The following is a 4,151-nucleotide window of genomic DNA, read 5'->3' on the forward strand; positions in this document are numbered from 1 at the left end:
CGCGGGCTCGAAGAACTACCGCGACGACTACAAGGCCGAGGGCGGCGGCGGCACCTGGCGGAACATCGCGGGCCTCCACCCGATCGGCTGCCTGCCCGAGCGCAACTTCGAGACCCCCGGCAACCAGGACACCCTCCCCCTCTACCGCTCCGCCTACGAGGCGCCCTACGTCATCAAGGACGAGTCCTGCTTCAAGTGCGGCATCGCCTGCCACAAGAACATCTACGACCGGCCCGCGGGCGAGACCGCCGAGGGGCGCAAGGCCAAGAAGGGAAAGTTCCGCGCCAAGTTCGACTACGAGCCCCTCGACCTCATCGCCCCCAACTGCGGCATCTACGATCAGGAGCAGGCCCTCGAGCTCGTCGAGCTGGCCGACCTCATGTCCTACGACGCCATCAGCCTGGGCGCGACGATCAGCTACGCCATGGAGTGGAACGAGCGCCACCCCGAAAAGCAGATCCTCGACGGGATGAAGTTCGGCGACTACGACAAGATGGTGAAATTCACCAAGCTCGCCGCCGAGGGCAAGTGCGAGCAGCTCGGCCAGGGCTCGATGCGCCTCGCGCTGGAAATGGGCGACCTCTCCTTCGCCATGCAGGGCAAGGGCCTCGAGTACCCGGCGTACCTGCCCGAGACGAACCCCGGCTACCCCTGGGCGCTCGCGGGCGGACACATGAGCATGCGGACGTTCCTCCTCCTCATCCTCGACGGCCAGAAGACCGACATGGAGTACTGGGAGAACGCCGTCCAGAGCGGCATCTACTACACCCGGGACGACCTCGTCGGAACCTGCAAGTTCGCCGGCGTCCCGAACAAGAACATCCTCGACAGCCTGAACGACATGTTCGGCCTCACGCTCACGCAGGACGAGGTGAACCAGGCCATCCGGCGCAGCTACCTGAGGGGCAGGCTTCTCGAGAAAAAAGTCGGCTACACGGATGAGGAGTACGACGTGCCGGGGCGGGTGTATGAGCGCGTCAACAAAAACATTAAAATGCCCGCCTTCATCACGCGCGAATTCATGGACGAGCTCAAGAAGCGCACCGAGGCGAATTGGGATCGCTTGACCAAGGAAGAAGGCATCAAGCTTCCCGCGTAGGGGTTTTCCCCACAGGAGGGGCGAGATGAGCGGCACCGCCGCGCTGGACAGGACCTACTGCATCATCCGCGACCAGCTGATTGAAACGGGCCAGGCCCCCCACTACATCGAGCTCGCCCGCGCCCTGGGCGTCACCCCCGCCGAGGGGCGCGAGGCCATGCACGAGCTGATCAACGGCCCCTTCCCGAGCTGGTTCCAGCCGGGATCGGACTACATCGGCTCCTTCCCCCCCTTCTCGAACATCCCGACGCAGTTCCGCATCACGGTGGACGGCCGGCAGAAGTGGTTCGCCCAGTGCGCCTTCGAATCGCTGGCGATGTGCTGGATGTTCCCGGGGAAAGAGGTGGAGGTGGACACCTACTGCATGCACACGGGCGAGCCCCTGCGGATCGTGAACCGCGACGGCGAGATCCTCCACGCCAGCCATCCGGGCATCCACGGCTACGTGGCCCTGCCCTTTAGGAGGTGGCGCGAGAATCTCCCCTTCGCCTGAAGCACGATGATCTTCTTCCGGTCGGAAGAGGACCTGCGGAGCTGGTGGGGATTCGAGCCCGGCACCGGGGACGCCGTCATGCCCCTCGGCGAGTACGGCCAGCTCTGGGGGATCGAGAACTACCGCGCCCGCGCCTGGGACGACTACATCACCCAGATGCCCGGCCTCCAGGCCGAGCGCTGGGAGCTCCTCGAAAAACTCGGGCGGCGGACGACCACCTTCTGGGACCCGCCCCCGCCCCCCAAGTGAGGCGCCGGGCGCGCCCCGCACGCCTCGGAGGAAAAATCTTGAAAAACGCAAAATGTCTACGGATTTCCGCCTGCATGCTCGCGCTGTTTCTCCTTGCCGGCTGTTTCGGCCCGAGTGGGTATTCGGAATCGGAAAAACGCAAAAGCGTTCAGGCGATGCGGGTGGAAACCCTGAACAAGCTCTACAAGATTCACCCGGACGCGCAGGGCGCCGTCAAAAGAAGCGTCGGCTACGGCGTCTTCACCAACGTCGGCCTCAATTTGTTTCTGGTTTCGGGGGCCGGCGGCTGGGGAATCGTGCGCGACAACCGGACGGGCAAGGACACCTACATGAACATGGCCTCGGCCGGCGTCGGCATCGGGCTGGGCGTCAAGGATTTTAGGGGGGTGTTCGTCTTCACCTCCCGGAGCGCCCTGGAAAGATTCGTCAACCATGGCTGGTCCGCGCAGGGCCAGGCCGACGCCGCGGCAAAGGCCGGGGAAAAGGGCGGCGCCCTCGCGGGCGCGATCGAGGTCGCCCCGGGGATGAAGCTCGACCAGATCACCGAGAACGGCCTGGCCATCCAGGCCACGATCCAGGGCACCAAGTTCTGGAAAGACAGCGACCTGAACTGAGGCGGGCAAAATTCCGCCAGCCACACACAAAAAACCGCTCCGTTAGGATGATCCCGGCGGGGCGGTTTTTTTACTCAGTTTCCGATTCGTTATTTTCTTCAATATCCAAAAATTCACGCCAATCCTTAAAATCTGGAAATTCTCCACTCGTATCAAAGATTTTTTGAATCAATTCACCTTTCCTTTGCGGATTCTTTTTCGCTTCAACACAGAGGCCAAGAAGCTGAAGTCCCGTCATAGCGCAAAGCATGTGTCTACTACATACACTTAATGTCTCTCCAGGCCATAGATTACCGTTTCTTTTGCCTAGAGGTGTTTCTCTAAATGCATTGACAACAAGTAATCCCTTTGCGTCATTTTTCTTCAATTCCTCTACTTCAGCCACCCACGTATTCAATGAGCGGGCATGGTCCTCTTTAGCTCCATTTTTTACGCCTTGAATTTCGACAGCAAGAAGCTGACCATTGTATTCCGCAATGCGATCAACTCTATTTTTCGGCCCCGGTTCTACCTTAAACCCAAGTTCAGAAAGAGCACGATCGACAGCTTTCTCTAGTGGAGTGTCACAGGAAGAAAATAGATATTTATGCTTGCGGAGAGCCTCAAGCATTTTTGTCTGCGCTTTGATTTGTTCTTGTATTTCGAGAACCTGACGCCCGGCCTCGCCAATCGCTTTCATCTCAGCAGCTTCGCCGGGAAGCCGGTAGTCTCTGGTCCAATCGGGCAAGTCAGGTATTGCGGCAGAAACTTGCAAATTGTTGGTTAAATTTACCAGAGAGGAAACAAAATTCGTACGGACTTCTTTGACACCTGACGAATCCCCATCGCTCAAATTAAATTGTACATACGGAAGCATCAAACAATATCCATCTCCTTTAGTTGAGATTTCCGTAGCGAGCACATCCTCCTCTACTCCATATACATGGGCGATAGAGCGACCAAACGGTTCCTTGATAATCGCTTTGTATTCCCATCGCTCATGATTAGCAATAAAAAAGCTCTTATAGGGTTCAATGTTTTGATATCCGATATTAGTACCATGTACTGCAATCAAACCATCCTTGCCCCAGGGCATAAACTTATTAAGATCAATGCTAGCTGTTGCGATTGCGGTTCGATCCTGATAAGAATATGTAAGTATCGGCAGTTTCCGCACAAAGACAATGGCTGTTTTGCCTCTATTAATAAAATTCAGAAATTTCTGGCTAAACTTCTTGAGCCCTTCTATCAAATAGTTAGCAGACTGATCTTTTATTTTTAATTTATCACCTGAAACAGGATAATCATGCCCTTCGCCTTTCATTGCCCCCCAAGGATCAACGATAACGATGTCGTAATCCATGAAGTGCTTATCAGTATAAAAATCGTCTACATCTACATTTGGAAGATGCAAGTTTTCGCCTATCTGAAGAATTCTTTTTTCTGAATTTTGAGCAGTCATAAATACATCCCCATATTCACCCCCCCCCTGTCCTTCTCTACTATATTACATGATATCCGGACTTGAAGCGGCAGGCGTTCAGCGGAGCCCTAACACCCCAGCCCCTTGGCGATGATGATGCGCTGGATCTCGCTCGTGCCCTCGCCGATCTCGAGGACCTTGGCGTCGCGGTAGTAGCGCGCGACGGGAAACTCGCCCTCGATGTAGCCGTAGCCGCCGTGGATCTGGACGGCCTCGCGCGAGGCGTCCACGGCG

Annotated in this window: 6 protein-coding genes; 4 read left to right on the forward strand and 2 right to left on the reverse strand. The window is 56.8% G+C overall.

Annotated features, from left to right (window positions below; all coding sequences use genetic code 11):
- From O2807_12900 to O2807_12915, 4 genes are all read left to right on the forward strand, one after another.
- Positions 1–1,099 (forward strand): aldehyde:ferredoxin oxidoreductase (locus O2807_12900; GenBank protein MDA1001398.1); only part of this gene is annotated, 1,099 nt, incomplete at its 5' end.
- A 25-nt stretch (positions 1,100–1,124) separates the two neighbouring features.
- The gene (gene merB, locus O2807_12905) at positions 1,125–1,592 is read left to right on the forward strand and encodes an organomercurial lyase (protein ID MDA1001399.1); all 468 of its coding nucleotides are present in this window, start codon (positions 1,125–1,127) and stop codon (positions 1,590–1,592) included.
- A gap of 6 nt (positions 1,593–1,598) precedes the next feature.
- A complete protein-coding gene (locus O2807_12910) occupies positions 1,599–1,841 on the forward strand; it encodes a hypothetical protein (GenBank protein ID MDA1001400.1) in 243 nt (80 codons plus the stop codon).
- A 38-nt stretch (positions 1,842–1,879) separates the two neighbouring features.
- Entirely contained in the window at positions 1,880–2,455 is a 576-nt protein-coding gene (locus tag O2807_12915) for a YSC84-related protein (protein MDA1001401.1), read from the forward strand.
- 70 nt (positions 2,456–2,525) lie between these two features.
- Here O2807_12915 and O2807_12920 read toward each other — a convergent pair whose 3' ends face one another.
- On the reverse strand, positions 2,526–3,896 hold the full coding sequence (locus O2807_12920) for a hypothetical protein (GenBank protein ID MDA1001402.1): 1,371 nt from the start codon (positions 3,894–3,896) through the stop codon (positions 2,526–2,528).
- 89 nt (positions 3,897–3,985) lie between these two features.
- On the reverse strand, positions 3,986–4,151 hold a 166-nt coding region (locus tag O2807_12925), incomplete at its 5' end, for an acyl-CoA dehydrogenase family protein (GenBank protein MDA1001403.1).

The organism is bacterium, assembly GCA_027622355.1.
Taxonomy (GTDB): Bacteria; UBA8248; UBA8248; order UBA8248; family UBA8248; genus JAQBZT01.